The 24,615-nt window shown below is 44.7% G+C and carries 24 protein-coding genes; 19 read left to right on the top strand and 5 right to left on the bottom strand.

Annotation, left to right across the window (positions count from 1 at the left end; genetic code table 11):
* Positions 1-8: 8 nt before the first annotated feature.
* From B4F66_RS08855 to B4F66_RS08870, 4 genes are all read left to right on the top strand, one after another.
* Entirely contained in the window at positions 9-869 is an 861-nt protein-coding gene (locus B4F66_RS08855) for a universal stress protein (RefSeq protein ID WP_292354829.1), read from the top strand.
* Positions 869-1,234, top strand: a complete 366-nt coding sequence (locus B4F66_RS08860) for a TraR/DksA family transcriptional regulator (RefSeq protein WP_292354831.1) — start codon at positions 869-871, stop codon at positions 1,232-1,234. Before B4F66_RS08855 ends, B4F66_RS08860 begins: the two co-directional genes overlap by 1 nt.
* Positions 1,235-1,312: 78 nt before the next feature.
* On the top strand, positions 1,313-3,370 hold the full coding sequence (locus B4F66_RS08865) for a sensor domain-containing diguanylate cyclase (RefSeq protein WP_292354833.1): 2,058 nt from the start codon (positions 1,313-1,315) through the stop codon (positions 3,368-3,370).
* A gap of 750 nt (positions 3,371-4,120) precedes the next feature.
* On the top strand, positions 4,121-4,315 hold the full coding sequence (locus B4F66_RS08870; protein ID WP_000127614.1) for a helix-turn-helix transcriptional regulator: 195 nt from the start codon (positions 4,121-4,123) through the stop codon (positions 4,313-4,315).
* A gap of 16 nt (positions 4,316-4,331) precedes the next feature.
* On the opposite strand, the gene B4F66_RS08875 is transcribed toward B4F66_RS08870, so the two are convergent.
* Genes B4F66_RS08875 through B4F66_RS08885 form a run of 3 tightly spaced genes read right to left on the bottom strand, consistent with a single transcriptional unit; the run spans position 4,332 to position 6,821 of the window.
* On the bottom strand, positions 4,332-5,573 hold the full coding sequence (locus tag B4F66_RS08875) for a tyrosine-type recombinase/integrase (protein ID WP_292354915.1): 1,242 nt from the start codon (positions 5,571-5,573) through the stop codon (positions 4,332-4,334).
* Position 5,574: 1 nt separating this feature from the next.
* Entirely contained in the window at positions 5,575-5,844 is a 270-nt protein-coding gene (locus B4F66_RS08880) for a hypothetical protein (RefSeq protein ID WP_292354916.1), read from the bottom strand.
* Positions 5,845-5,846: 2 nt separating this feature from the next.
* A complete protein-coding gene (locus tag B4F66_RS08885; RefSeq protein ID WP_008305551.1) occupies positions 5,847-6,821 on the bottom strand; it encodes a ParM/StbA family protein in 975 nt (324 codons plus the stop codon).
* A 464-nt stretch (positions 6,822-7,285) separates the two neighbouring features.
* Here B4F66_RS08885 and mobI point away from each other — a divergent pair, with 464 nt between their 5' ends.
* Complete coding sequence (mobI, locus tag B4F66_RS08890) at positions 7,286-7,729, top strand: conjugative transfer protein MobI(A/C) (RefSeq protein ID WP_272997334.1); 444 nt, start codon at positions 7,286-7,288, stop codon at positions 7,727-7,729.
* Positions 7,730-7,739: 10 nt separating this feature from the next.
* On the opposite strand, the gene B4F66_RS08895 is transcribed toward mobI, so the two are convergent.
* Together B4F66_RS08895 and B4F66_RS08900 are read right to left on the bottom strand one after the other, a co-directional pair.
* Complete coding sequence (locus B4F66_RS08895; RefSeq protein WP_526022912.1) at positions 7,740-9,047, bottom strand: Y-family DNA polymerase; 1,308 nt, start codon at positions 9,045-9,047, stop codon at positions 7,740-7,742.
* On the bottom strand, positions 9,016-9,465 hold the full coding sequence (locus B4F66_RS08900; protein WP_000116661.1) for a translesion error-prone DNA polymerase V autoproteolytic subunit: 450 nt from the start codon (positions 9,463-9,465) through the stop codon (positions 9,016-9,018). Before B4F66_RS08900 ends, B4F66_RS08895 begins: the two co-directional genes overlap by 32 nt.
* Here B4F66_RS08900 and B4F66_RS08905 point away from each other — a divergent pair.
* The 14 genes from B4F66_RS08905 to B4F66_RS08970 all read left to right on the top strand — a co-directional run bounded on the left by B4F66_RS08905 (position 9,464) and on the right by B4F66_RS08970 (position 24,381).
* The gene (locus B4F66_RS08905; protein WP_272997321.1) at positions 9,464-9,727 is read left to right on the top strand and encodes a hypothetical protein; all 264 of its coding nucleotides are present in this window, start codon (positions 9,464-9,466) and stop codon (positions 9,725-9,727) included. The two genes, B4F66_RS08900 and B4F66_RS08905, sit on opposite strands and share 2 nt — an antisense overlap.
* A 383-nt stretch (positions 9,728-10,110) precedes the next feature.
* Positions 10,111-11,016: a 3'-5' exonuclease gene (locus B4F66_RS08910; RefSeq protein WP_272997319.1), complete on the top strand. Its 906-nt coding sequence runs from the start codon at positions 10,111-10,113 to the stop codon at positions 11,014-11,016.
* Between the two features lie 87 nt (positions 11,017-11,103).
* Positions 11,104-11,403 (top strand): hypothetical protein, encoded by a 300-nt coding sequence (locus tag B4F66_RS08915; protein WP_182819760.1) that lies wholly within the window; start codon positions 11,104-11,106, stop codon positions 11,401-11,403.
* A gap of 317 nt (positions 11,404-11,720) precedes the next feature.
* Positions 11,721-12,644 carry a WYL domain-containing protein gene (locus tag B4F66_RS08920; protein ID WP_272998051.1) on the top strand — a complete coding sequence of 308 codons (924 nt, stop codon included), beginning with the start codon at positions 11,721-11,723 and terminating at the stop codon, positions 12,642-12,644.
* Between the two features lie 113 nt (positions 12,645-12,757).
* Complete coding sequence (locus tag B4F66_RS08925; RefSeq protein ID WP_272998050.1) at positions 12,758-15,217, top strand: type I restriction-modification system subunit M; 2,460 nt, start codon at positions 12,758-12,760, stop codon at positions 15,215-15,217.
* Positions 15,217-16,260: a restriction endonuclease subunit S gene (locus B4F66_RS08930; protein ID WP_272998049.1), complete on the top strand. Its 1,044-nt coding sequence runs from the start codon at positions 15,217-15,219 to the stop codon at positions 16,258-16,260. Before B4F66_RS08925 ends, B4F66_RS08930 begins: the two co-directional genes overlap by 1 nt.
* A gap of 112 nt (positions 16,261-16,372) precedes the next feature.
* Positions 16,373-17,713, top strand: coding sequence for an IS5 family transposase (locus B4F66_RS08935; RefSeq protein WP_414673325.1), 1,341 nt, complete (start codon positions 16,373-16,375; stop codon positions 17,711-17,713).
* A 27-nt stretch (positions 17,714-17,740) separates the two neighbouring features.
* On the top strand, positions 17,741-17,959 hold the full coding sequence (locus B4F66_RS08940; RefSeq protein WP_272998047.1) for a restriction endonuclease subunit S domain-containing protein: 219 nt from the start codon (positions 17,741-17,743) through the stop codon (positions 17,957-17,959).
* Positions 17,960-17,968: 9 nt separating this feature from the next.
* Positions 17,969-18,250, top strand: coding sequence for a hypothetical protein (locus B4F66_RS08945; RefSeq protein ID WP_272998046.1), 282 nt, complete (start codon positions 17,969-17,971; stop codon positions 18,248-18,250).
* 8 nt (positions 18,251-18,258) lie between these two features.
* Complete coding sequence (locus B4F66_RS08950; protein ID WP_272998045.1) at positions 18,259-18,963, top strand: DUF3800 domain-containing protein; 705 nt, start codon at positions 18,259-18,261, stop codon at positions 18,961-18,963.
* The gene (locus tag B4F66_RS08955) at positions 18,964-19,506 is read left to right on the top strand and encodes a hypothetical protein (RefSeq protein ID WP_272998044.1); all 543 of its coding nucleotides are present in this window, start codon (positions 18,964-18,966) and stop codon (positions 19,504-19,506) included.
* A gap of 170 nt (positions 19,507-19,676) precedes the next feature.
* Positions 19,677-22,703 (top strand): type I restriction endonuclease subunit R, encoded by a 3,027-nt coding sequence (locus B4F66_RS08960; protein ID WP_272998043.1) that lies wholly within the window; start codon positions 19,677-19,679, stop codon positions 22,701-22,703.
* Between the two features lie 18 nt (positions 22,704-22,721).
* Entirely contained in the window at positions 22,722-23,807 is a 1,086-nt protein-coding gene (locus B4F66_RS08965) for an ATP-binding protein (protein WP_272998042.1), read from the top strand.
* A 22-nt stretch (positions 23,808-23,829) separates the two neighbouring features.
* Complete coding sequence (locus B4F66_RS08970; RefSeq protein WP_189768332.1) at positions 23,830-24,381, top strand: MarR family transcriptional regulator; 552 nt, start codon at positions 23,830-23,832, stop codon at positions 24,379-24,381.
* Positions 24,382-24,615: the final 234 nt, after the last annotated feature.

Below are 24,615 nucleotides of genomic sequence, written 5' to 3' on the forward strand. Positions count from 1 at the left end.
TGAGAGAGATGACAAAAATAATTGCCTGTATTGATGGCTCGATAACTTCGCCCTCAGTTTGTAAAGCGTCAGCCTGGGTGAGTGCTAAGTTGCAAGCACCATTGGATTTATTGCATGTTTTGGATAAGACCGAATATCCCAAACCTGAAAACAGTAAAAATCTGTCTGGCAATATTGGGTTAGGCAGTCGGGAACATTTGCTTGAAGAATTAGTGAAGCTTGACGAGAAGCGTGGTCGGCTGGCTTTGGAGCATGGCAAAAATATTTTGCAGGATGCCAGAGCATTAGCTCAACAACATGGTGCCGTTGAAGTGACCACGCATCAACGTCACGGCGGTTTGATGGAAACCTTGTCTGATCTGCAGGATGACACTCGGGTGCTGGTGTTAGGTCGTCAGGGCCAGGCTCATGAAAATGAAACACATAGTCTGGGCAGTCATCTGGAAAATGTTATCCGTGCATTGAATAAACCGATTCTGATTACCTTGCCTGACTTCAAAACTCCACAAAATTTTATGATTGCTTATGATGGCAGTGAAACGGCTACCAAAGCATTGGAAAAGGTTGCTAAAAGTGACTTGCTTAAGGAGATGCCAGCACACATTGTTATGGTGGCTGAAGATGATAATAACCATCAAGCCCAGTTAAATTCAGCCGTACAGCGCCTGACTGGGGTTGGGTTTGATGTCACTGCAGCATTAATTCAAGGCGCAGTAGAACCCGCCTTGCATCAGTATCAACGTGATAATGATATTGATTTGCTGGTAATGGGCGCATATGGTCATTCGCGTATTCGCCAGTTTTTGGTCGGCAGCAATACCGCCAAGATGGTCAGGATGAGTGATATCCCAATCCTGTTGCTTCGTTAATGGAAGTACTTTTCCTTAATCCAATGAATATTGTGCAGTTGGAAAATTATCGACAACGATTATTTTTACTCAAACAGGAAGTGGAACAATCACTTACTGAAGATTCACATCAGGTGGTTGAGCTTGATCAATCGCGAATGGGCCGTTTGTCACGTATTGATGAGTTGCAGGATCAACAGCTTGCCACTGAAGTCCAGTTAAGGCTTAAACGCAAACTGCAAGCTATAGAAGGCGCTTTAAACCGCATAAATAACGATGATTTTGGTTTTTGTTATCTTTGTGATGAGGCCATTACAGAGGCCAGATTAACTTTTGATCCCACGGTTACCTGGTGTCTGCAATGCGCGGATAAGATCTCCGATTAATATTCTGATTTTTAATTGTTTTGAGCCTACAATTATTTTAGCAGTACAGGGCTTCAATCGTTTGTTGGAGAAGATTCTGTGGAAAGCACTTTTGAAGAACAACATCATCCAGAGATTATGATTGAAGGTATCCAGCCCTTCGGTTGTTTAATCCGTTTTGATGCTGATTTACAGAAAGTTTTCCAGGTCAGTGCCAATTTACAGAATATATTGGGTGTTTCAATAGATGCAGCCCTGATGTCGTCACCAAGAGATATTCTGGGGGGCAAATTACAACACCGCTTGCAGCAGGCGCTCACTAAAAACTCACGTCTTTCCGCGCCATTCACTATTAATCGTCAGGTAAATGGATCATATCAGCGGTTTCATGTGATGGCTTACCACTATGATGGCTCCATCATCGTGGAATTTGAGCCGCTTTCCCGTTCCGGAGAACAGCGTTTATTGCCAATCGTTAATGAATGGCTGAGTCGTTTGGCAAAGGTTCAGCAAATTGGTCAGTTACAACAAATGCTAGTGCAAAGTGTGCAGGCCGTGACGGGCTATGATCGCGTGTTGTTATGTCAGTTTGATTCGCACTGGCAACGCATAGCAATTGCGGAAGAATGCAGTGACCCTGCCAGAAGTTTATTGAATTACCGGTTTCCTGCCAGTGATATTCCCAGCATAGTAAGAAATCGGTATGCGACCAATCCTTTGCGTCACGTACCGGATGTTAGTGCCAAGGTCGTGCCATTGGTGCCGACTTCAGACTCAATCAGTTTGCCAACACCGGATTTAACGGCCGGTGTACTCAGAGCATTATCTCCATTTCACTACCAGTATCTGTGCGAGATAAATATAGGTGCTTCATTATCCATTGCGATAACAGATGAACAACGGCTATGGGGCATTCTGACCTGTCATCATTTCGCTGCGAGTGATATCTCGGCAGCGGAACGCGATGCTGCCTTTAATCTTGTGCAAATGGCATCTCAACGATTATTTTTATTGCAAGCCCGACAACAGGCCCAGTTTCTGGAGCAGGTCTTAAATAGCCGTGAACTGCTCTCAGCGGAACGTGACAAAGTTGTCCAGCCCACAACATTACTCGATAAATATGCCAAGAACTGGATGAAGCTGTTTAATTGCAGCGGTATCGCTTTGTTATACCAGGAGCAAGTGCGATGTGCCGGAGAAACCCTGGATAACTTTGAGCTGGACCTTGTCGGTAAATGGCTTACAGAAAATATCGGCCATAAGACCTGCTGGGCGTGTGACCATCTGTCAAAGAGTGCCTTGAATACCCTGGTTAACCTACGAAAACGGGCAGGTCTACTAGCCGTGCCTTTACCAATCGAACACAACCAATCTGGATGGCTTTTGTTGTTTCGTGACGCTGAGAAAATGCAATGCAGTTGGGTGGGAAAAAAACAGATAATAGAAGCTGAGACATCGAATCCACTGCATCGTGTTGAAGAGCGTGGTCATGAAATTTGGGTAGAAACCATTGAGAGTGAAGCTCAACGCTGGTCAGCAAGTCAACAGCATGCAGCGCAGGATTTAGCTGAAGATTTGGCAGTAGCGATTACGGTGCACCAAATCAACCGACTCAACAAAGAATTACAACGTGCTAATAAACAGCTTAAAGAGATTGCGCATACGGATACGTTGACCCGAATCTGGAATCGCTATCGAATGGAATTGGCCATTGATGCCGAATTGGCCGCCGTCGAACGTTATGGACACCCATGCTCGGTATTACTGTTTGATGTAGACCACTTTAAATCGGTCAATGATACCTATGGTCATGATATGGGCGATCAGGTTTTAACCCGGCTTGCAGAGGAAGTGCAATCAAAACTGCGGGTCAGTGACCATTTAGGTCGTTGGGGTGGTGAAGAATTTATTGTACTGGCATCGCATAACACATTGGATGAAGCCATGGCGCTGGCAGAACGTCTGCGTCAACATATTGAAATGGTTGAGTTCGAAACTGTCGGCAAAATTACCGTCAGTATCGGTGTCGCTCAAGCAATAACAGGCGCTGAAAGTCGCAGGCGTTTGTTAGAAAGAGCCGATCAGGCTATGTATCGTGCCAAGCAATCTGGTCGTAATCGTGTTGAAGCGGCAAGTGCCGAATTGTCTACATCCTGATTTTCATCCAAAATACGCGGTTTATTGCGCGTGCTGCCAAGTTTGCTTGGCCTATCTAATTTAAAACTGAGTCAATATGTCCGAAAGCCTGTTACAGAAACAAGTCTCAAAACGACGCACCTTTGCCATTATCTCCCACCCTGATGCCACCCAGCCTTTCAACGCTTAAAACCACCTTTCATTGCACACCACAATCACATCTCTACGTACTGAATTTAAAGGCTTTTTGTCTTTTTCTCGTTTCTTTGCTTTTCAATGATGTTCAAGCGTAACCTCGGAAAGTGTGTACAAACTTGAGTACAAATTCCGTTTTAGAGGCCTTTGGCGAAAATTTCATGACACAAATCTGGCTGTAGGCCTTGTGATTACTGGGTTTGATGAAGAAAGTACCTCTTGCTTTTGGTACTTTGGTTTCGATATCACAAAAGCGGAAAAAATGCGATCATCTCTAGTTTTTTGTTTATAAGCTTATGAATTTAAAGGGTTCGTCATTGTGGTTTTTGGTGTGTCATCGTTGCGAGTGTACAAACAGTGTGTACAAATTTTTCTCGTTAGGCGTGTTGATTGCTATTCATGACACAAACCGCCTTGTAGCCCTTGTTATTCATAGGTTTGAGCTGAAAAGTACCTAATAGCAACATTTGTGTTTTGATAAGGCTAATCTTCTGAACAAATCATGCATCTTTCTGACCATCAACAAGTGATGAATCAGGCGATGATAGCTTTACATTGATTTTCAGGAGAATGCAGATGACAGCAGTAGCGCACCAGGTAACCCCTTTTCTAACGTCTTACGAAGTGATGGCTCGTTACCACATTAGCTATACGACGCTCTGGCGAAGAATAAAAGATGGCAGCTTGCCGCAACCTCGTATCAACCGAAATACACGAAACAAGCTGTGGCACATTGAAGACTTGGAGGAGTATGAGAAGAAAGAGGACTGAGCCTCTTTCTTTTATTTTACTGTCCGAAACGCCAGTTGAATGGAAAGCCTGTCGGCTCGATGATGGTTTCTAGCTGTTGATACCAAACGTCGTAAGCATGACGCATTTCACCCAGGTACTGATATTGGTTGTAGATAGCATCCAACCCTTTTTTGCTGTGGCCAATCATCAACTCGGCAACTTCTTGCGTGGTGATGGCTGACATTCGCGTTCGCATCGTTCTGCGAAGATCATGCATAGACCAATGTTCCATCTCAACACCAAGCGATCTGCGAGCCCAGATTTTCACATTATTAGGAATAGTGGTATCAAAGCCATTTGTGGCAAGTTCTTCTTGTCCGTTCGCGGGAAACAAGTAGGTTGATTTGCTCATCTGCATCGCCAGTTCAATCAGCTCAATAGCTGGCTTAATCAATGGCCGCATGATCGGCGCTCCAATTTTCTCACCTTGTTTGCGGATCTCTATGGGCACTGTCCACATTGCAGATTGCAAGTCAAAGTGATGCTTTTCAGCTTGAATGAGTTCTCCCTTACGGCCTCCCAATAACAGAAGCAATTTTATGTAGATGCGATTCTTCTCAGTGATTTTTGACTCATGCAAATAGCGCCAAAGTATCCTGATCTCGTTGTCATTTAGCACCCGAGTTCGTTTGCCTTTCTTACCGCCAACCTTCTTTGCTGTGATCCCAGCAGCAGCGTTAATTTCCAAGATCTGTTCATCAATCAGCCAGTCATAGAACTTATGCAGCACAGACACTAGACGTTCTGTGTTTGAAGGAGACGACTCCGAAACCTCACGAAGACAGTTTCTTAAGGACAATTCATTGATGTCAGTTAATGGATACTTGCCAAGTCGAGGCAGCAAATATATTTCACTGCTGCGTTTTTGGAAGTGCCACGTTTTCTCCTTTAGCCCTTGCTTACCGGCAGAGTCTATCCAGTCTCGAAAAATCGATTCGAAACTTTGGTTGGCAGAATACTTGGCCCGTTCCTGCTGAAGGTAGAGCTTGGGATTTCTGCCCTGATCAAGTACTGCCCTTAACCTATCCAGCTCATTCCTGGCTTCAGCAAGCTTGATTAGTGGGTAAGTACCTATGTCTACCCGCTGTTGCTTGCCATCGAAGCGATAACGAAACTGAAAAACAATTTTGCCCTTGGGCGATACCCGAGCACTTAACCCATCTCGGTCGGCTTTTACTACGGTTTCTTTTGCTTCTTTATTTAACCTGGCATCGAGCCAGCTAACTGATAACGCCATGTTATAAGCCCAGCCCTAGTTTTGATTTTAATGATTGTTTACGTGATTCTGCTTTGGGTTCTGGCGCTGTACTCACAGAAGTAATTTCAACTTCTGGAGCATGGCCATCCACCGGTACATATGCCGTGGATAGATTGGGTTGGCTCATGTGAATTAACCCAAAGGTGGCCAGCATCCGCAGACGCTCAGCGCGTTCCCGTGGCGGCGTCTTTTCCAATTCTTTGAGTAGTTCTGGGTGGCTCCCTGGGGGAATGTTGACGACAACTCTCATAATCAGGCCCCATAAAACCAGAAGCCTCGGACGTTCGCCAAAACAGACTGCTCAGGCACGATGATCTTGCTTCGTGAAAAAATCTCCTTGGCCGCTTCCTTATAAGCCAAGGCTCCACCTCCGGCGATCAATACCAAGTCCGCATTAATGCTTTCGTCGCGCATAGATTGACGCATGGCTGTAAGCGCAACAGGCGCTACCTTTTTCATGGCAGCATTCAGATAAGGTGAAATATCGACTTTTTCTCCAAATAGCAGCACCTGTAAGTCGCCTGTTCTCATGGCTTTTTCAAGTCGATCCATACCCACTTTGGCACCATGATCTTCCGAAATCAGCTTATCAATCGTTTCCAGTAGCACGGACATTGCCTGAAGACTGGTTCCTGATGAGCTGTAGCGAATTTCTCCGGCCTCAAGGGCAACCCAGTCAACTGAAAAGAAGCCAGGGTCTATGACGACGACGCGACCTTCTTCAATCAAGCCCAAATCACCACCTGTTTGAACTAGATCCATGTAGGCACCGGCAGGCTGTGGTAGTACTTTGACGTCATGAACGGTGATGCTGCGCTTAGGCGTCACTTGATGGACACCTTTTAAACGCTTCACAAGGTCAGACTTACGTTGTGGTTCATGAAACTGGGAAACCGGTAATCCAGTGACAACCAAATCGATGGATTCTGTTTCAGCCATTAACAAGGCGGCATGAAAAAGCGCCTTATAGGTTTTTGTGGTGGGATATTCCGGGTGAAGCTCTCGTTCCCAGCCTTGAAGGCGTCCAGCAGGCACACCAGCCGCCCAACGCTCATTATCGACAGACACATACAAACAAGTTTCATCATCGCCTCCACCGATACGCTCCGGCATACGATCCGCAGGACCGGCACCCGCTGGCAGAATAATGGTTTTCGGTTCACTGCCTGATTGGCCAATTGCCAGCTTCAGGTTTGAGTAACCGATATCTACGCCTAGTACAAACATACTTATCTCCTGTGCACTCAAAGTGCTCTAACGGTTTTCAATCAACCGCGCTGGTCACGCTTGGGCATGTCCAAGTGCTCTGGCGGTTCACTCAAATGTCATTATCAGGATTCGGTGCACTGGCGGTGGGCAGAAAGGTGACAAATCCTTTCATCTATCTGCCTATTGCATTTTCGCAAAAGTATGAGAATAGGCTCTGTTTGGCGGCGGATGACTGAGCCAAAAAAATCGAGACGCCAAACGTCGTTTGCATTCTGGCCTGAACTCGCCAAACGGTTTGTATCTTCATGGCGATACGTCATTTCAGGCATTCTTAAGTGAAATCGGCCTGTATCCCTTGTCAGGTATGGGATTGAGCGAGTCGATTTATATCGAGACGCCAAACAGCGATTGTTACGGCAGTTTTACGTTTGGCGTTTCGATCCAAAAGCCAAACGGATAGTGGTTTTGGCTTTTGGGGTTAATTGGGTGAGGAAATTGGTTTGGTAGAAATCGTCAATGAACAATGGAAAGCAGATGTATCAAATTTACTTCAGCAAGAAACGGACAGACTAAAAGCGCTGGCACGAGCTGAAGTTGATGACTTTTGGGTTACCCATTACAAGGTTCGTGAGAATGCGTCCTTTAAAGACTGGGGTCTGCTTGGTGTCCGTATCAGAGACTTTAAGTATGGCTTTGGCATCGAGTGGTACATCAACAGTTTTCACGGTCAACGAGGCAAGCGCGTGGTCTTTAGTAAAGGACTGCGTATTTCAAAGACGAAGCTGAGATACTCATTTTTGGACTGCCAAGGTTTGGCCAAAGAGTGGGAGTTAGCGCTGGCCATGGAGAAAGAGGAATTTTTCAGTGATATTCGACGCCAAGTTGATAAGCTCAACATGCTGCGTCGCAGAGTGAATGCCTACTGAATTATCGGCGCTATTTCACTCGCGGTAACTGGTCCCAGCGTGTTGTATAAGCGGGAGACAAATGCTCTCGCTTCATCGACCAATCTTTCTTCGTACCTTGTCCAGCAAAGAAAACCTTTCCGGCACCGCTTTGGTTGATGGTGTCCAATACAGACATTAACTGCTGGCTATTAGAGCGGGTCGATACGTCATCGAATAGTCCTGGTTGAAACATGCCTGGATCGTAAAAGTCAGACAGCATGACGCCCGCTTTGGCATAACGAAATCCATCCTTCCAAATCCGCTTGAGTAAGTGATTGGCCAGCTCAATAAAATCCCGCGTATCACAACTGGGTATCAACAACTCGCCCGATGCAGAGTTGCTGTATTGCGGCTCGTTGTCCTTAAAGGGGCTGGTACGTATGAACACGGTCATCACTTTGGCTTGCTGCTGTTCTTTGCGTAGCTTCTCAGTGGCGCGGGTTGCGTATTCACATACGGCCTCACGTAACAATTCAAATTGCGTTACTTTTGCGCCAAATGAACGGCTACAGACGATTTGTTTCTTAGTTGGCGGGATCTCTTCAAGTTCAATGCACGACTCACCATTGAGCTCTCTGACGGTTCTCTCTAAAACCACTGAAAACTGGTCTCTGATGGCTCTAGGAGAGGCATTGGCGAGATCTAAGGCTGTGGTGATACCCAACGCATTTAAACGCTTAGTAAGCCGTCTACCAACGCCCCAAACATCATCAACAGGGACTAATGCGAGCAATCGACGTTGCCGATCTGGATTGGTCAGGTCTACAACTCCTTGAGTAGCAGGATATTTCTTGGCGGCATGGTTAGCCAGCTTGGCGAGTGTTTTAGTCGGTGCAATGCCTACACAGACGGTGATCCCAATCCAGTGGCCTATACGCTCTCGCACTTGTTGTCCGAACTCGAAAAGGGATATGGCAGACTCAATACCGGTTAAGTCCAAAAACGCTTCGTCAATGGAGTAAACCTCTACTCGTGGTGCCATCTCTTCCAAAGTGCGCATCACTCGACTGCTTAAATCTGCATACAGCGCATAGTTAGAGGAGAATGCCAAAATGCCATGGCGCTGCATTTCGGCTTTGATCTGAAAGACGGGTACGCCCATTTTAATACCGAGTAACTTAGCTTCACGCGAGCGTGCAACCACGCAGCCGTCATTGTTGGACAGCACCACAACCGGCGTATCTTTTAAATCAGGACGAAACAGCTTCTCACAACTGGCGTAAAAGTTGTTGCAGTCCACCAAGGCAAATACAGGCATGGGACAGTCACGACTTACGGCGCATGTTTCGCACCACATTGGTGACCACACCAAATATCTCTAACTCTGCCCCTTCAGGAATATGAATGGGCTCATACGCCTGGTTTCTTGGGATCAGCTTGACGCACGGCCTTAGTTGAAGCTCCTTTACCGTGAGTTCACCATGGATGCCAGCGATGACAATGTCACCGTGTTCTGCTTGAACAGAACGATCAACCACCAAAATATCATCTGGGTGAATCCCAGCATCAATCATTGAATCACCTTCAACACGCACAAAGAACGTTGCAGCCGGTCGCTTGATGCACAGCTCGTTGAGGTCGAGCGTTTGCTCAACATAATCCTGCGCTGGTGAGGGAAAACCAGCAGAAACACGTTCCATGAACAATGGAATACGAAGGCGCTTGGCTTTGATGAAGGCAAGTGCGCCGCTACGGCCTATCAGCGAGACACTCATGACGAACCTCGAAAAAATAGAATTAATACTGTTTGTTTATACAGTATCTAATGCTATGCTGATTTCTACAAGTAAAATTGTAGGTAAAACTGTAGTTGTTCGAGTAAGACGTTGTGTCGTGGGTGATTTCTTTTTTGTGTTGAAAAGCTTGATGTGGGGATTGCTCGCCCTCGTCAAAGCCTGCAAGGCTTGGACAATACTGCTTCTGCCTACTGCTCTTGTTTCTGTTACTGATCCTGTTACTGCTACTGCTACTGGTTAACGCATGGGTCAAGTAACCGTCAAACAAGGCTTGTTGAACCCTTTGCAAAGGGTTTAAAAACAGTTAGTAAAATTCTGCTTCGTATTGAATTTACTGGCTTAAAGCGAAGTCAGGAGCATCATTAAAATGCTCAGTCGAACTCAGTTCAAGCCTTTTTCAACCGTTTGAAAAAGGGTTGGCTAAGCCATACCTAAAGGGTATCGGTAAGGGTTACCTAAAGGGTTTAGCTAAGGCTTTCTGAAAGGCTTAGCCAAAGCCTTCATACATGGGTTCACCCAGTAGAAAGATTAAAAAAACGCTGAGGTATCCAAGGTGCATTTAGAAAAACCTGTGGCACAGTGAAATCACCTAAAGCGAACAATAGAATTGAAGAGGAACCATCAATGACAAGAGCCCCTGCACCATTTCCGCTAGAGCGCCTCGCGGATATCCCAGAAAGACCAGAAGATTTTAGATTGCTGGAGCGTATTCCATTAACGCGTGAGCCGCAGTCCTGGCCACTTGAACTTTCTCCTATGGTTGGTGATGAACAGCCAATGGTGCTGCTCGATACAGAGACAACCGGACTGTCTGCCGAGGACGAGTCCATTATTGAGCTTGGTATGGTTAAGGTGCTTTACAGCCCCTCTGCTCAGCGGATTGTGTCGATTGTTGATGTGATCAGCTTGTATGAAGATCCCGGCAAGCCAATCCCCGAGCTGATTACCGACTTAACCGGTATCACCGATGATATGGTGCAAGGCCAGCACATTGATGATTCACTGGTAGCGAGTTGGTTATCAGATGATCCGCTGGTGGTTGCACACAATGCGCAGTTTGATCGTCCTTTCTTTGAAAAGCGGTTTGCTGCATTAGGCCATCTATCTTGGGCCTGTTCAGCTAGCGGCATAGATTGGAAAGCACTGGGCTTTGAAAGTCGGAAACTTGAGTACCTGCTGCTTCGCTTAGGTTGGTTCTATGAAGGACACCGAGCTGCAACCGATTGTTTGGCGATGTCCTGGTTGTTTCAATTGTTGCCCGAGTCCGTTGCAAACTTGTTGTCTGAAGCAGACAGGCGAACTGTGTTAGTTCGTGCGTTTGGTGCGCCGTTTGACGTAAAGGACTATTTAAAAGAGCGTGGTTACCGCTGGCATGACGGTGTTAAAGGTGCCAACAAACATTGGTGGCGCGAAATCAGCGAAGACGAGTTGCCGCAGGAACAAACTTACCTGGATGATTTGTATCATCGTGGCTCAGAACATGCCCACTATGACTACAAAGATGCCCGCAATAGATTTAAAGCTTTGTAGCTCTCTACAAGGTAAGCCTTGCATATTTGAAAACCTCTGGAAAATGGAAAGTGAACTCATGGTTTAACCAATAAGAGGAATCTTTCCATGTACCAAGACACCTACATTGAATACTGGGGCGAAATCTTCGTCTCTGCCCGCATCATTGAATTTGGCATCACGTTCGAGCGCTTTCTTAAAGATCCATGGAAGCATTTGATGTCCTGTGGCCAAGAGTCTGCCCCAGAGGCGATTGCTGAAGGGATGCTGCCATTGCTACCAGCCCAGGCAGAAGTTGCCAGGCGCATTCGGGAGAGTGAGCAACGGGCTCTGCTGTCTACAGAGTCGGACAAAGGGGTATCTCATCGCAGTAAAATCGTGGTGCCACTGGTTCGGGTAGCGCATTGATAGCGGCTATCATCAATGGTATGAAACAATGTCTTCACGCCCATACCTGAGCGGCAATTGCAATCCAGATCAAAAAGTTGCCGCTTAGTCTTCCCTACAAAATAATTTGTGATAGGATGATACCTAATAAAATTAATTAGGTTGAAGCCTATTCAGTGTTTTATGGCCATCTGTCCAGCTTCAACCGGTAGAGATTGCTAAGTCATTGCGAATGAAGAGCAGCATTGAGTGATGCTTTTCAATGTGATTACGCGATGTCGGTCCTTACTGTATAAACAGAGTTTTAAGAAACTGGTTGAATTGGATAAACAAGACGCATGACAAATGATGGTCTGAAACAAACAGTAGTGGCGAAGTCAGATAGGCTTTTGCAGATAGCGCAGTTGCCACAAGCAACCAGGGATCGCATTGCCCACATCGATTTCACCTTATTGTTTAAGGGAGAAGCGGTACGGGCGGACTTAGTCGATCGCTTCAGCATAGCCGCTGCACAGGCAACGAAAGACTTCACAATGTACAGAGAGCTCGCGCCAGGCAACATTGAGTATGACCAAAAGCTCAAGTTGCATAAGCGTGGTGAAGCTTTTGAACCCTTGTTCGACTACGACGTTGTGAGAACACTGGCAACCATTAGCCAAGGGTACGGAGATGGCTTCACTGGAAAGGTAAAACCACCACTGGCGTGTGAAGCGCCTTATCACTTAAACAAGCCAAGCCTATCTATAGTGGCGAAAGTCACCGAGGCCATACACAAAGGCAAAGCCTTGAGTATCACCTATGTGTCGTTATCGAGCGGTGAAACCACGCGTGAAATTGTACCGCATACGCTGGTGGACAATGGCCTGCGTTGGCATGTTCGTGGTTTTGACCGCAAGCATGGTGAGTTCCGTGACTTTGTATTGACCCGCATTAAAGCAGCGGTTGTGCTTGAAGACTCTACGTTGTCTGAAACGGAGCTCGAAACCCAAGATCGGCAATGGAATCGATTTGTAGAGCTAGAGTTAGTGCCGCACCCACGTATTGAGCACAGCGAAGCGATAGAGCTGGACTATGGCATGACGGGGGGCGTGATGAAGGTTGAGATTAGAGCTGCAACCGCTGGGTATTTGCTTCGCCAATGGCATGTTGATTGTTCTACGGAACACTCATTAATGGGCTTTGAGTATCAGCTTTGGTTGCGTAACAGCCAGGCACTTTATGGTGTCACAAACTTAAGCATTGCGCCTGGCAGAACAAGTTAATCGAATGATGTAGCGACCATTGAGGCGTTACAGAAAGAACAGAATTTTAAATTTATAGTGAAGCCGTTGCAGCAACCTAGTGGGATGCAACCAACACTGAACAGGAAAAGAAAATGGATCATAGTGTACATAACAAGCTCATCTCATTTATTTGGAACATTGCCGACGACTGTTTACGTGATGTGTACGTTCGCGGTAAGTACCGCGATGTGATTTTACCTATGGTGGTATTACGACGTTTAGATACGTTACTAGAACCTACCAAAGAAGCCGTGCTTGAAGAGGTAAAGTTCCAAAAAGAAGAGATGCAAGCCACGGAGCTTGATGATGAACCATTAAAGGCGGCCAGTGGTTATGTCTTTTACAATACATCTAAATGGACTCTGAAATCCCTGTTCAACACCGCGACAAATAACCAACAGATATTACTCGCCAACTTTGAAGAGTACCTGCTTGGCTTTAGCGATAATGTTAAAGAGATCATTGAATGCTTTAACCTCAAATCGCAAATTCGTCACATGGCCTCCAAGCAAGTCCTTCTTGATGTCGTCGAAAAGTTTGTTTCCCCTTACATCAACCTAACTCATGAAACGGTCGAAGACCCAGATGGCAACAAGATGCCAGCCCTTACTAACCTGGGTATGGGGTACGTGTTCGAAGAGTTGATCCGCAAGTTCAACGAAGAAAACAATGAAGAAGCAGGTGAACACTTTACGCCACGTGAAGTGATTGAATTGATGACGCACCTGGTGTTCGACCCAGTGAAAGACCAGTTACCGCTTACCATGACAGTGTATGACCCTGCGTGTGGTAGCGGTGGTATGTTGACTGAATCTCAAAACTTCATTGAAGAGAAATATCCAAACGACAGCCGAGATGTTTACCTTTACGGCAAAGAGATCAACGACGAGACCTACGCGATTTGTAAATCGGACATGATGATCAAAGGTAACAACCCTGAGAACATCAAAGTAGGCTCAACCTTGTCTACTGACGAGTTTGCGGCTTCACGCTTTGACTTTATGTTGTCTAACCCGCCATATGGTAAGAGTTGGGCGTCTGAACAGAAGCACATTAAAGACGGCAGTGATGTGATTGACCCACGTTTTAAGGTTAGCCTGAAAGACTATTGGGGAAATCTCGAAGTGGTGGATGCCACGCCACGTTCAAGTGATGGCCAGCTGCTCTTCTTAATGGAAATGGTCAACAAGATGAAAGATCCGAGTGTAAGCCCATTAGGCAGCCGGATTGCTTCTGTTCATAACGGCTCATCGCTCTTTACCGGTGATGCGGGCGGTGGCGAAAGTAACATTCGTCGCTTCATCATTGAAAACGACATGCTAGATGCCATCGTTCAGTTACCTAATAACCTGTTCTACAACACCGGCATTACCACTTACATTTGGGTGTTGAACAACAATAAACCTGAGGCACGTAAAGGTAAGGTGCAACTGATTGATGCCAGCTTGCTATACCGTAAGTTGCGTAAGAACTTAGGTAACAAAAACTGCGAATTTGCACCTGAGCACATTACGGAAATCACCGATACTTACCTCGCGTGTGTGGACGTTGAAAGAGCGCTTGATGTAAACAATGATCCTATCGGTATCGCCAGTAAGGTGTTTAGTAATGACGACTTTGGCTACTACAAAGTCACTATCGAGCGCCCAGACCGCCGAAGAGCCAAGTTCACTCAAGACGCAATAGCCCCACTGCGTTTTGATAAGCAGCTTAGTGAAGTGATGGAGTACGTGTACGCAGAGCACGGCGAACGTGTTTACGAAAAAACTGGCTATGGTACTGAAAAGAAAAAGAGCTTCTTAAAATCCATTGAGAAGGACATTCTTTCTTGGTGTGAAGAGAACGACATCAGTCTCAATGCCAAGGCTAAGGCCAAACTGCTTGATGTGAAACACTGGCTGGCGCTTAAAGCATTGCTTGAAACGGCACAAACGCTGATGGCTGATATCGGTAGCATTGAATTTGATGACTTTAATAGCTTTAAAACCCAAGTTGATAAATCGTTAAAAGCCCATGCTATTAAGCTTTCAGCACCTGAGAAAAATGCCATCCTGAACGCGGTGAGCTGGTATGACGAAACCGCCAAGAAAGTGGTTAAAAAGGTAGTTAAATTAACGGGTGATAAATTAGACGACCTTCTGGAGCGCTATGAGTGTGAAGTCTCTGACCTGCCCGATTTTGGTTATTACCCCGTTCCTACCACAGAAGGCGGTAAAAAGGGCGAGTTCATCACTTACGAGACCAACTCAGACCTGCGAGACACAGAATCTGTTCCCCTACGTAAAGACGGAGAGCTGCAAAGCATTTACCAGTACTTCCTAGACGAAGTGAAGCCACATGTTGATGAGGCATGGATAAACCTAGATACAGTAAAAATTGGCTATGAAATCAGCTTCAATAAGTATTTCTACCGTCATAAACCTCTGCGTAGTTTAGAAGAGGTCGCAACCGATATCATCAACCTAGAACAAAAAGCCGAAGGCCTTATTGCGCAAATCCTTGGAATAGAGAGTTTGGGTGTGAACGTAGCGGAAGTTCAGGGAGAAGCTTAATGGAAAGTTTAGCGTTGATGCCGAAATATGAGGCATATAAAGATTCATATTCAGATTACTCTGGCTTAATCCCTTGTGAATGGAAGTTAATTCCTATCCGCGCAATTTTTGAGGAAAGAAACGAGAAAAATACAGGGCCAAAAACAGACCATATTTTATCTGTGACAAGGGATAGAGGTGTTATTCCTTATGATGAAAAAGGTGCAATAGGCAATAATAAATCCGAAGATATAGAGCGATATAAACTTGTTTATGAAAATGATCTTGTTATAAACAAGATGAATGTCGTGATTGGTTCGCTTGGCTTGAGTAAATACTTTGGAGCGCTTAGCCAAGTCTATATAGTTCTTAGACCTAAAACGAAAAGCTTTAATATTAGGTACTATGCCTACTTATTTCATAATGAGCCTTTCTACAAATCACTAATAAGGTATTGTACAGGCATTATGGAGTTAAGGGAGAGCCTTAATAAGGAGCAATTCAAGCAACTATATCTGCCTTTTCCGACTTTCGAAGAGCAAACCCTAATAGCCAATTTTCTCGACAAGAAAACCGCTCAGATCGACGAAGCGATTGCTATCAAAGAGCAGCAAATTAACCTGCTCAAAGAGCGTAAGCAGATCATCATCCAACAGGCGGTGACCCAAGGGCTTGATCCCAATGTTCCAATGAAAGATTCCGGCGTGGATTGGATTGGGGAGATACCGGAGCATTGGGAAGTGAAAAAAATGAAGACCTTTGCGCGAATAAAGAATGGCATAGATTATAAGCATGTGGAAAGTGATTCTGGTTATTCTGTTTACGGTTCTGGAGGCCAGTTTACTTTTGCCAATAGGTTTTTATACAAAGGTGAAGCCGTTTTATTAGGAAGAAAGGGAACCATTGATAAGCCATTATATGTTAATGAGGCTTTTTGGACTGTTGACACGATGTTTTATGCTGTCTGCAATACCCGTGTGGTAACCAAGTACTTATATTTTTGCGCAACAACTATTCCATTTGGTTTTTATTCGACAGCAACAGCTTTACCTAGACGATCCTGAAAAACTAATAACAGCTTGATAAGTAAGGAAATACTCTCTGTTACAGGCTATAATTTCGACCAGTTTTGGAGGTTTTTCCTCTGTTTCCTGGTCGAAATTGATAGGGTTCTGAATGATAAAGTCGTCTCCCAGTGACAAGCAGATGAGCTTTATGGCGCCGAGCTTGCTGGATCAATTGAATCCAAAGCATCCGTTGCTTCAATTGGCCAAGACGATACCTTGGTCGTATTTTGAAGAAGAATTTTCGCCACTGTATTCAACCAAAGGGCGTCCCGCAAAGCCGATCAGATTGATGGTCGGGCTTTGCATTTTGAAGCACCTGGAAGACAAAAGTGATGAATCTTTGATTCGCCACTGGGTTCAAAATCCGTACTGGCAGGCTTTTTGTGGTGAGGTTGAATTCCAGTGGCAATTTCCCTGCGACCCAACGGACTTGATTTATTTTCGAAAACGCATTGGGGAAGAAGGATTTAATAAGATACTGGCGGTCTCGATTGTGATTCATGGAGAATCAGCACGGGAAGAGGAAGTTTGTATTGATACCACGGTGCAGGAAAAGAACATTACTTTCCCGACCGATGCCAAGCTGTATCGGAAGATTATCGTTCGGTGTAAGAAAATAGCGAAACGCTCCGGGATAAAGCAGCGGCGTTCTTACGCGAAAGAGATCAAGCAACACAAACTTGCATGTCGATTCTCTGGTCACCCACGGAATCGAGCCAAAGCCCGCAAGGCAGTGAAACGGTTAAAAACCATCGCAGGCTGTTTACTCCGTGAATTACAGCGTAAATTGCCTGCTGATATCCTGCAAAACTTTGCCGAAGAATTTGCACTGTTTGACAAAGGCCTTTGCCAAAAGCGAGGCGACAAAAACAAGCTATACAGCCTGCACGAGCCCCATGTTTATTGCATGAGTAAGGGCAAAGAGCACAAACGATACGAATTTGGAACAAAGGTTTCCATTGCGGCAACCCGTGATTCAAAGATTATTGTTGGCGCCATGGCCTTTGACAAGAACAAATACGATGGCCACACATTGCCGAAAGTATTGTTGCAAGTGGAAAAGTTGTGTGGTCAGGCACCGAAATATGGATTGTGTGACAGAGGTTATAAAGGTCGTAAAAAATTTCACAACACTCGAATTTTGATTCCGGGTGTGAATGCCAGAAATGCCGACAAGTCTCACACGGAATTAATGCGAAAGCGGTTTAGAAAGCGAGCAGGTATCGAGCCGGTGATTGGCCACCTGAAATCAGACCATCGGCTAAACAGAAACAGGCTGAAAGGATTTATAGGCGATCAGATTAATGTTCTGATGGCGGCAGCTGCGTTCAACTTCAGGAAATGGATGAGGCTGCTTTTTTTGGCTATAAAATTTGGTTCGTGGGACAGGATTTTGGAATTATGGATTGACAGGAATGTTGGCAGCCTGAGTTTGGTGACTGCCAGATAAAGAGTTTTTCAGGATCGACTACCTAGTATGACTCAGACGGACTTATTGAATCATAAATTTGCTGTGCCAAGTGTTAGTGAGCAATTGGATATAATCGCCTTTATCGAAGATAAGGAGTTCGAAATTGAGGAATGTATTAAGTTACAACACCAACAGATAAGTAAGCTCAAAGAATACAAAACCACCCTGATCAACAGCGCCGTGACAGGAAAAATCAAGATCACTCCAGAAATGGTCGAGCAATAGGATGCGATTATGTTCACGGTAAATCATCAAACCAACAGGATTAGTCCGGTTAAGACGAAGAGATTCACTGAGTTGGGCTTTACTGAGCGCAAGCATCTTCAGCTTTTTACCCGCTCAGGGCTGCGCTTGGCACACGAGCCTTCCGCACTGGGTGAAGAGCTACTGATTATTCAAAAGGAGTTTGATGGCTTTGTGCTTTTTCCTTTTGTGCTGGACGCAGGCCGTGAACGCTTAGATTTACTGGCGCTGGATAGCGCGGTAGAGGCGTTAAATAAAAAGAATTTTTATTAAGGTGGGGTATGACGGTTTATAAAATATTCTGTGATGAAAGCTGCCATCTGGAACATGATGGTGCCGACATTATGGTGCTAGGTGGAATACGTTGCAGTGAAGAGAAAGCTCTTGCTCTAAACAAACACATTAAATGGTTGCGTCACCGACACAATTACCATACGGAGCTAAAGTGGACGAAATTAGTTAATAAACAGTTTGATTTCTATGCCGCCTTGATAGATTTGATTGTTGACGACGTGGACGTGTGGTTCAAAGCGACGGTTGTACAGCACAAAGAACGCCTTGCACATTCTCATTTCAACGAGGGTTCACATAATATTTTCTATTACAAGATGTATTACTACACGCTTAAAGACTTTCTTGAAGCTGGGCACGAATACAGAATTTACTTGGACTATATGGATACCTTGGGCGGGGAAAAAACTAAAAAACTATGTGAGGTTTTAAGGACGGAAGGTCGTGAAGAATTAAATGTAAAACCCTACATTATTCAGTCGTATGAGTCGCAGTTAATTCAGGCATGTGATCTGATTATTGGCGCAATCAGCTATAAAAACCGAAGTGATATTGAAAAGAGCAGTCTCATCAAAACCAAGATTGTTGACTATCTTGAGAAGAAGTTAGGGCACGCGCTTGACTATGGCACCCCACCATGGGAGCGTAATTTCAATATATTTCGCTTTGCCCCAGCGAATGTTAGAGGTGGTTGAATGTTAAGCCGCCCAATAGATTTATCTTCATTTAGTGAACAGCAAGCTTTTGATCACCTTTACCCGCTCTTTCAACGCGATTTTATCACTCAAAGAACGTTACTTGCGACCAGTATTTACGTTGATCCCAATGGGCAAGGTATGAGAGATGGGCGAGAGGAAGTCTTTTGGCATGTAACGACAAGGGAAAGGAAAAAGCGAGTTAAACTGGGGAAAACTTATACTCAAATAGTCACTCGACCATTAGATCCTGATAGAGCAAGCCGAATTGAATGGATTCGTCCGATTCTCTTGAATCATGATCATGCTGATATTCGCAGGTTTTATCGAAAAGAGACCAAGGGCAAAAAGCCAATTCGCCTCTATTTATGGGCGTATAAGGAAGACTTTGTGGTTATAGTGCAGAAACTAGGGGCCTCGGATGCCTTTTTAGTGACAAGTTTTTATATAACGGAAGCTTACAAAAGAGCTAGCTACCAAAAATGGTTTAACGAATATAGCGCTGGTTCTATACCAGAGTTACACGCTTGTGAGTGGTTTTAGAAGAAAGGAATGGTCGCCTATTGTGGACCGGGCGATTAGCGGTCACCTCTATCTACGCATTGGTAGGTGAGCGATTGGAAGTTTGAACTAATTTAGGGTGTTCTGTCAATGGTAATGATAGACCTTTTTTCGTGTTACATGGGTTGCAACGGCAGGTTTAGGGAATAAGTATGGTTAGTCAAACTAATGAGCAAGCATTAGAGTCGGCGATTGAGAAGTGTTTAACGGGTACAACTCTGGAAGAGCTCAAAGCAGGCGTGAAAGAAATTGCACCTGATTTTCACAATAGGTTTTATCAGGTTGGTTTCGCATCAGACTTCAATATGCAATATGCCATTGATGAGCGTTTTTTCTGGCAATTTCTGCAAAAGACACAAGAAGTAGAGCTGGCCAAACTGCAAAAGAACAACCCCTCAGATTGGCAGCGTAAGTTACTCGAACGATTTGACCGACTGATTAAAAAGCATGGCATTCTGCATTTACTTAAGAAAGGGCTAAGCGTAGACGATGCTCACTTCAATTTGCTCTATCCAGCCCCTTTGGCAAGCAGTAGTGAGAAGGTAAAGCAAAACTTTGCAGACAACGTGTTTAGCTGTACTCGCCAAGTGCGCTATTCCATAGCAAATCCCCTACAAGAAATCGACATGGTATTGTTTATCAACGGAATACCCTTGATAACGCTGGAGTTGAAGAACGCATGGACGGGGCAAACAGCACGTTATCACGGCCAAAAGCAGTATCGAGATGATCGGGATGCAACTCAGCCATTACTGACCTTTGGTCGCTGCCTAGTGCATATGGCGGTCGATACCGACGAAGTGTATATGACCACCAAGTTATCAGGTGGCAGTACCTTCTTCTTGCCGTTCAATAAAGGTCACAATCTTGGACAAGGCAATCCACCGAACCCAACTGGCCATAAAACGGCATACCTATGGCAAGAAGTATTCACCAAAGAAAGCTTGGCGAATATTATTCAGCATTTTGTGCGTCTGGATGGGTCAAGCAAAGATCCATTACCAAAGCGAACCCTGTTCTTTCCTCGATACCACCAATTGGATGTGGTGAGAAAATTGGTGGACCATGCCGCCCAGCACGGTGTCGGTCAGACTTACTTAATTCAACACTCTGCCGGTTCAGGTAAGTCTAATTCTATTACCTGGGCTGCTTATCAGTTAATTGAAACCTATCCTGCTTCGTCTGATGTAGCTGGCGGAAAAAGCTTGGAGCAGCCGTTGTTTGACTCTGTGATTGTGGTCACCGATAGACGCCTATTGGACAAGCAGCTACGGGATAACATTAAAGAGTTTTCTGAAGTAAAGAACATTATTGCCCCGGCGAACAAATCATCTGAGCTCAAGCAGGCGCTCGAAAATGGCAAAAAGATCATCATAACGACGATTCAGAAATTTCCGTTCATTATTGATGGTATCGCCGATCTTAGTGACAAGCGCTTTGCGGTGATCATCGATGAAGCACACAGCTCACAGTCTGGTTCGGCGCATGACAATATGAACCGAGCGATGGGCAAGTCTGAAATCGAAGAGGCAGAGGATGCACAGGATAAAATCCTTCAGGCGATGAAATCGCGCAAGATGCGCGGGAATGCGTCGTACCTGGCATTTACAGCGACACCAAAAAACAGCACTTTGGAGAAATTTGGCCAGCGCCAAGAAGATGGCTCTTTCAAGCCGTTTCACTTGTATTCGATGAAACAAGCCATTGAAGAAGGTTTCATCTTGGATGTGCTGGCAAATTATACGACATACAAAAGTTATTATGAGATTGAGAAATCAATCGCTGATAACCCTGAGTTTGATACCAAAAAGGCGCAGAAAAAACTCAGAGCTTATGTAGAGCGAAGCCAGCAAACGATTGATACCAAAGCAGAGATTATGCTGGAACATTTTGTTCCACATGTTGTGAATGCGAAAAAGCTCAAAGGTAAAGGCAAAGGAATGGTGGTCACTCAAAATATTGATACGGCCATTCGATACTACAAAGCGATAAGGCGGATACTTGAGGAGCAAGGGAACCCCTTTAAAGTTGCCATTGCTTTCTCAGGAACCAAAGAAGTTGATGGTATTGAATATACCGAAGCAGATATTAATGGTTTTGCAGAGTCAGATACCAAAGATATGTTTGATACCGATGAGTATCGACTTTTAGTGGTTGCGAACAAGTATCTGACTGGCTTTGACCAGCCTAAGCTTTGCGCCATGTATGTAGATAAGAAGCTCGCCAGTGTATTGTGTGTTCAGGCGCTATCTAGGCTAAATCGCAGTGCACCTAAGCTAGGGAAGAAAACAGAAGACTTGTTTGTTTTAGACTTTTTCAACTCAACTGAAGATATTCAGTCAGCATTCGATCCTTTCTATACCGCAACGTCATTGTCCCAGGCTACAGATATAAACGTACTGCACGAGTTGAAAGATGAAATGGACGATGTCGGTGTGTACGAGTGGTTTGAAGTTGAAGACTTTGTGACGCGTTATTTTAACAATGAAGACGCCCAAACACTCAGCCCAATCATTGATGTTGCAGCAGCCCGGTTTGACCATGAGCTGGAGCTTGAAGCTGAAGCTAAAGTGGACTTTAAGATTAAAGCCAAACAGTTCGTTAAAATCTATGGGCAGATGGCTTCTATCATGCCTTATGAAATGGTCAGCTGGGAAAAACTGTTTTGGTTCCTTAAGTTTTTAATACCGAAATTGAAAGTGGAAGATCCCGATGCTGATGCTATTGATGAGCTTCTCGATTCTGTCGATCTTAGTTCATACGGTTTGCAACGTGTGAAGCTTAACCACAGCATTAAACTTAGCGACCAAGAAGCGGAGCTTGATCCTCAAAATCCAAACCCACGTGGGGCGCATGGCGGTGAAAAAGAAACTGACCCGCTGGATGAAATCATTCGCACATTTAATGAACGATGGTTCCAAGGCTGGAGTGCCACACCTGAAGAGCAAAAGGTTAAGTTTGTGAACATCGCTGAGAGTATCCGCAATCACCCAGATTTCGAATCTAAATACAAAAACAACCCAGATCCTCATAATCGAGATTTGGCCTTCGAAAAAATGCTCAAGGAAATTATGCTGCAACGCCGTAAAGATGAACTTGAGCTCTACAAGTTGTTCGCAGGAGATTCAGCATTTAAAGCGTCATGGACGCAAAGTATGCAGCGAATGGTAGGTATGTAGCTAGAAAGGAGTGATGGTTTGCTGAAGGCAATCTCAGAGTTATTAGATGGGTCACCAGGCCTGAAAGGACGTCAAATTGCCAAGGAGCTGGGGCTGGATAAGTCTCAAGTGAACTCGTTTCTTCACAAAAACCAGGATACGTTTGTGAAAAACTCAAATCATGAATGGTGCTTGATACGGGCTCAGCATGTGGAAATTGATTTCGGTACAGGTTGGATTGATGAGAAAGCCTTTGAAAGTGCTATCGGTAAGCTTGCGTACCAAAAAGATGCAACAAAGGTAACATTTAAATTTGGCATCGATTGTAAGTTTTTGCTGATAGCATTAGCCCGTTTCCTTGCTCTGGCGAATCAGCTTACTGCGAATGGGAAGGATGTGGTGATAGATACTACAGCATGTCCTAATACACACAGTTTTTTTAGCAGAAATGGCTTCTTTGATTATCTTAATCAAAGTGTAACTTGTTTCCCTGAAAGGCCCGCGATGTCAGCTGCTAAAACTTATCGGGATAATAGCGATACCTTGGTCGAACTAGGAGAGATTGCACAGCCAACCCAAAACAAAGAGCTTGTAATTCGTTTGGGCGACAGGTTTGTAGAGCATTCTTCAGCCAGCTATTTCTTAGCGGCTAAGACTGTTTTTTCAGAGCTTGTAGGCAACGTTACTGATCACAGTGAATCCAAAATACCTGGACTAGCAGGTCTGCAAGTGTATCGACCGTATAATAAACCAAAGCATATTCAAACAGTCATATCCGACTCTGGTTTAGGTATTGCCGCTACCTTGAGAACAACATTACAAAGTGAACATCCGAAGTTGTACGCACAGTTTTCAGCGGAAACTGTTGAGAATGACATTGCGCTTGTTCAAAAAGCATTTACATCTGGTGAGGTTAGTCGCTTTGGTAAAGGCCGGGGGCTAGGCTTTAAGAGTAGTCGAGAGCACGCTAGCAAAGAGAAAGTTATCATTGTAATTAGGCAGCTAACTTTCTCATTGGCTTTGGAATACTCGAAGGGTCAACTCATCAATGTTTCTGAAGATCGAGGGTTGGTCCCTATCACAGGAACCCATATCTGTTTTGACTTCTATGTTGACAATTTCTGATAAATAGTGTCAACTTAAGCAGATGAAACAGTTAACTCATAAAATTCTTCTTTCAGAAGTCGTAGGTTCTGACCATGCCTTTGGTAACGATGAAGGTAGTGAAGCCTATGTGAAGATTAAAAAGATCGTTGATGGTCACCCATCATGCGATATTTTTGCTATCAGCTTGGAAGGGATTCGATTCACTGATGCTTCATTTCCTCGTGAAAGTATAATCTCGTTGGCTAAAGCATTAAAAGGAGAAAAAGGTTTTTACCTTTCTAATGTACCGAGTCGTGACCTTCTGGACAATTGGTCTTATGGCGCTACAGCCAAGGATCAACCTCTTCTAGTCAAGAGCGATAGCGGTTACGAAGTGCTTGGTGTAAAACTCAGTGCGACCGTCAAAGAGCTTCTAGATTTTGTTATTGCAAAAAAGACAGTGACTTCGTCACATGTATCTAAGCACTTTGACATTTCAGCACAGAATGCCAGTGGTCGATTAAAGAAGCTTCATGCTACAGGTCTTGTGTTAGGGCAAAAAGAAGTGGCAGAGTCAGGTGGACTGGAATTTGTCTACCGATCAATTGTGTAGTTTTTTTTGGTTTTCTGGTTAATCTGCTTGCGTTAATCAGAATTGAAATTTATTATTTGATCAGATCCTTTGGATCTTTTTTATTAATATCTGATAAATGTGATTAAGTTAAGCAGAATAGGAGGTTTTATGGCTACAAATCCCCCATCAGGTGACGGACACAGAAACGGTGCCGTTAAAGGTAGATCTCAGACTCAGACGCCAAGCGGACATTGGGTAAAGCGAGATGCTGAT

This window comes from Methylophaga sp. UBA3603 (assembly GCF_002375335.1).
Classification (GTDB): domain Bacteria; phylum Pseudomonadota; class Gammaproteobacteria; order Nitrosococcales; family Methylophagaceae; genus Methylophaga.

What these genes read in the sequence shown, in the direction of transcription:
- B4F66_RS08885 (WP_008305551.1), bottom strand. Translation starts at nt 6,821, where the DNA reads ATGTTTGTACTAGGCGTAGATATCGGTTACTCAAACCTGAAGCTGGCA.
- B4F66_RS08940 (WP_272998047.1), top strand. Translation starts at nt 17,741, where the DNA reads ATGACTCAGACGGACTTATTGAATCATAAATTTGCTGTGCCAAGTGTT.
- B4F66_RS08870 (WP_000127614.1), top strand. Translation starts at nt 4,121, where the DNA reads ATGACAGCAGTAGCGCACCAGGTAACCCCTTTTCTAACGTCTTACGAA.
- B4F66_RS08910 (WP_272997319.1), top strand. Translation starts at nt 10,111, where the DNA reads ATGACAAGAGCCCCTGCACCATTTCCGCTAGAGCGCCTCGCGGATATC.
- B4F66_RS08895 (WP_526022912.1), bottom strand. Translation starts at nt 9,047, where the DNA reads ATGTGGTGCGAAACATGCGCCGTAAGTCGTGACTGTCCCATGCCTGTA.
- B4F66_RS08920 (WP_272998051.1), top strand. Translation starts at nt 11,721, where the DNA reads ATGACAAATGATGGTCTGAAACAAACAGTAGTGGCGAAGTCAGATAGG.
- B4F66_RS08935 (WP_414673325.1), top strand. Translation starts at nt 16,373, where the DNA reads ATGATAAAGTCGTCTCCCAGTGACAAGCAGATGAGCTTTATGGCGCCG.
- B4F66_RS08960 (WP_272998043.1), top strand. Translation starts at nt 19,677, where the DNA reads ATGGTTAGTCAAACTAATGAGCAAGCATTAGAGTCGGCGATTGAGAAG.
- B4F66_RS08915 (WP_182819760.1), top strand. Translation starts at nt 11,104, where the DNA reads ATGTACCAAGACACCTACATTGAATACTGGGGCGAAATCTTCGTCTCT.
- B4F66_RS08955 (WP_272998044.1), top strand. Translation starts at nt 18,964, where the DNA reads ATGTTAAGCCGCCCAATAGATTTATCTTCATTTAGTGAACAGCAAGCT.
- B4F66_RS08900 (WP_000116661.1), bottom strand. Translation starts at nt 9,465, where the DNA reads ATGAGTGTCTCGCTGATAGGCCGTAGCGGCGCACTTGCCTTCATCAAA.
- B4F66_RS08945 (WP_272998046.1), top strand. Translation starts at nt 17,969, where the DNA reads ATGTTCACGGTAAATCATCAAACCAACAGGATTAGTCCGGTTAAGACG.
- B4F66_RS08905 (WP_272997321.1), top strand. Translation starts at nt 9,464, where the DNA reads ATGACGAACCTCGAAAAAATAGAATTAATACTGTTTGTTTATACAGTA.
- B4F66_RS08925 (WP_272998050.1), top strand. Translation starts at nt 12,758, where the DNA reads ATGGATCATAGTGTACATAACAAGCTCATCTCATTTATTTGGAACATT.
- B4F66_RS08855 (WP_292354829.1), top strand. Translation starts at nt 9, where the DNA reads ATGACAAAAATAATTGCCTGTATTGATGGCTCGATAACTTCGCCCTCA.
- B4F66_RS08970 (WP_189768332.1), top strand. Translation starts at nt 23,830, where the DNA reads ATGAAACAGTTAACTCATAAAATTCTTCTTTCAGAAGTCGTAGGTTCT.
- B4F66_RS08950 (WP_272998045.1), top strand. Translation starts at nt 18,259, where the DNA reads ATGACGGTTTATAAAATATTCTGTGATGAAAGCTGCCATCTGGAACAT.
- B4F66_RS08930 (WP_272998049.1), top strand. Translation starts at nt 15,217, where the DNA reads ATGGAAAGTTTAGCGTTGATGCCGAAATATGAGGCATATAAAGATTCA.
- B4F66_RS08875 (WP_292354915.1), bottom strand. Translation starts at nt 5,573, where the DNA reads ATGGCGTTATCAGTTAGCTGGCTCGATGCCAGGTTAAATAAAGAAGCA.
- B4F66_RS08880 (WP_292354916.1), bottom strand. Translation starts at nt 5,844, where the DNA reads ATGAGAGTTGTCGTCAACATTCCCCCAGGGAGCCACCCAGAACTACTC.
- B4F66_RS08860 (WP_292354831.1), top strand. Translation starts at nt 869, where the DNA reads ATGGAAGTACTTTTCCTTAATCCAATGAATATTGTGCAGTTGGAAAAT.